Source organism: Clostridium frigidicarnis, from assembly GCF_900111985.1.
Taxonomy (GTDB): domain Bacteria; phylum Bacillota; class Clostridia; order Clostridiales; family Clostridiaceae; genus Clostridium_Z; species Clostridium_Z frigidicarnis.
On the sequence record NZ_FOKI01000092.1, the window covers coordinates 1 to 2,361 of the forward strand.

Annotated in this window: 3 protein-coding genes; all 3 read right to left on the reverse strand. The window is 25.5% G+C overall.

Features of this window, described 5'->3' with window-relative positions; all coding sequences use genetic code 11:
* Nucleotides 1-168 precede the first annotated feature (168 nt).
* The 3 genes from BM119_RS20110 to BM119_RS19375 are packed head-to-tail and all read right to left on the reverse strand — an operon-like array spanning nucleotide 169 to nucleotide 2,052.
* Nucleotides 169-339: a hypothetical protein gene (locus tag BM119_RS20110; RefSeq protein WP_177199524.1), complete on the reverse strand. Its 171-nt coding sequence runs from the start codon at nucleotides 337-339 to the stop codon at nucleotides 169-171.
* A gap of 25 nt (nucleotides 340-364) precedes the next feature.
* The gene (locus BM119_RS19370; RefSeq protein WP_090043337.1) at nucleotides 365-1,384 is read right to left on the reverse strand and encodes a sensor histidine kinase; all 1,020 of its coding nucleotides are present in this window, start codon (nucleotides 1,382-1,384) and stop codon (nucleotides 365-367) included.
* Nucleotides 1,381-2,052 (reverse strand): response regulator transcription factor, encoded by a 672-nt coding sequence (locus BM119_RS19375; protein ID WP_090043338.1) that lies wholly within the window; start codon nucleotides 2,050-2,052, stop codon nucleotides 1,381-1,383. Before BM119_RS19375 ends, BM119_RS19370 begins: the two co-directional genes overlap by 4 nt.
* Nucleotides 2,053-2,361 lie beyond the last annotated feature (309 nt).

Below are 2,361 nucleotides of genomic sequence, written 5' to 3' on the forward strand. Positions count from 1 at the left end.
AAAATATTCTTATAGATATTATTACCATAAATACCAGTTACACATACAAAAAAATAAAAGTAGATTTGTTTTTACACAAACCTACTTACATTCTCCTATAAACATAATGATAAAATCTATACTATAAAATAATATATCATATCTATTTAGTACAATATAGTTTATAAGCTATATTGATTTAATTTCATATCCTAATCCTTTCTCTAATTTAGGAAAATTTTCATCAATAAAATTTTTATTAGTATTTTCTAAAACATTAAGAACTAAAGCTTCTTCTGATTTTCCTAATGGCAAATGATCCTTTAATTCTATAACATCATGACTATAAAACATCAACATACATACTTATTAATAAGTAATATACTTAATTATCCTTAAAAGTTGCCATACCTGACAAAGGAAATACTATTGTAACCCTAGTTCCTTTATTTACCTCAGAGTTAAGACTAATTTTTAATCCTAGTTTTGAACAAAGCTTTTCACATAGATACAAGCCTATTCCTGTACTCTTGCTAAATTTCCTTCCATTCTCACCAGTAAATCCTTTTTCAAAGATTCTATTTATATCTTTATCTATTATACCTACTCCATTATCCTCTATAATTAACATTACTGAATTAGCTTTCTTAACTGAATATATACTTATCATTGGCTCCTTATTATTTGAGTATTTTATAGAATTTCCTATTATCTGATTAATAATAAATTCAACCCATTTTCCATCACTATGCACAATTTCATTAATATCTTTTATATCTAATTTTATTTTCTTATGAATGAAATCTCTATAATTTCTTTTAATTACATTCCTTACTACATTATCAAGGTTAATTTGTTTTACAATATAATCTTTACTCACATTATTGCTTCGAGAGTAATAAAGGACCTGTTGTACAAATCCCTCAATCCTATCTATCTGAAAATCTATTTTATTAGTTACATCATTTTGATTATTTTCAATTATTAACTTTGTAGAAGCTATTGGTGTTTTGATTTCATGGACCCAAGTCTCTATGTATTCTCTATAATCCTCTTGCATATCTTTATAATACTTTACATGCTCATGCATATCTCTACTTATTTCTTTAAGTATATAATTAAGTTTTTCTCCTTCAATAAAGCTTGATTCCTTTATCATCTCTGGAATTAGATACTTCTTGTCCAATTTTTCTAATATGCTATTAATTTCATAATAATAATTTTTATATTTTATAAATTCATAAGCCATATATGAACCTAATGGTAAAAACCAAATACAAAAGACAAAAGAAATTATAATACATTTAACATTAATAACAAGCAGTACAGCTGCTAATACAATAAACATTAGTATATTCCATAATATTATCAATATTTTATCCTTTAAAAATTCACCTATACTCATGGCATTATATACCCTAATCCCCTTCTTGTTTCTATGGGATTTTCTATACCTATTTCTTCAAGCTTTTTTCTTAATCTATTAATATTAACATTTAAGGTGCTGTCATCTACAAAGTAATCTGATTTCCACAAATATTCCATAAGTGAATCTCTCTTTACTATATTTCCCTTGTTATTTATTAAGTAAGAAAGAATCTTAACCTCATTTTTGGTTAGCTCTAAGGATTCGTTTCTATAAATAACCGTTGCATTTGAAAGGTTTAAATTAAAATCTCTATAATTCAATATATTATTGGTTTTTAAACTTCCATATGTTCTTTTTAATATATTAGTTATTCTTGCCAGTAGTATTTCTGTATTATAAGGTTTTGTTATAAAATCATCTGCACCTAAATTCATACTCATTAATTCATCTACATCACTATCTCTACTTGTAACTATTATAATTGGAACATCTGAGGTTTTACGTATTTGTCTACATATATAATAACCATCAAACATAGGAAGATTTATATCTAATAATATGAGATTTGCATTCTCATTTTCAATATATTCTATTACATTATTAAAATCTATAGGTGCTTTTACTTCATATCCATACTTTTTTAAAAAGTTTTGCAATTCTTCTCTTATAACTTCATCATCTTCAATAATAAGGATTTTTTTCATTAATTTAATTTCCTCCTATATAAAAAGGGCTACGCCCTTTTTTAAAATTGACAATTGATAATTGACAATTATTGTTGGAAGTCACAGACTTCCTAAATATAAAGTTGAAAGTGGAGAGTGGAAAGTTGAAAGTTCAGGTTGAAAATCACAGATTTTCTTTAAGTACATTTTTTTAATTTTAAAATCTTCCCTAGAAGATTTATCCTTCAATTGTCAATTCTCAATAGCCAATCCTCAATTCACTTCAATCTTCCTTAGAAGATCGGATTGCTCCCCGCTATCTGGACTAAAGTTACTCATTCTAAAGTT

Coding starts and splice junctions, on each gene's coding strand:
- BM119_RS20110 (WP_177199524.1), bottom strand. CDS start 339: ATGTTGATGTTTTATAGTCATGATGTTATAGAATTAAAGGATCATTTG.
- BM119_RS19370 (WP_090043337.1), bottom strand. CDS start 1,384: ATGAGTATAGGTGAATTTTTAAAGGATAAAATATTGATAATATTATGG.
- BM119_RS19375 (WP_090043338.1), bottom strand. CDS start 2,052: ATGAAAAAAATCCTTATTATTGAAGATGATGAAGTTATAAGAGAAGAA.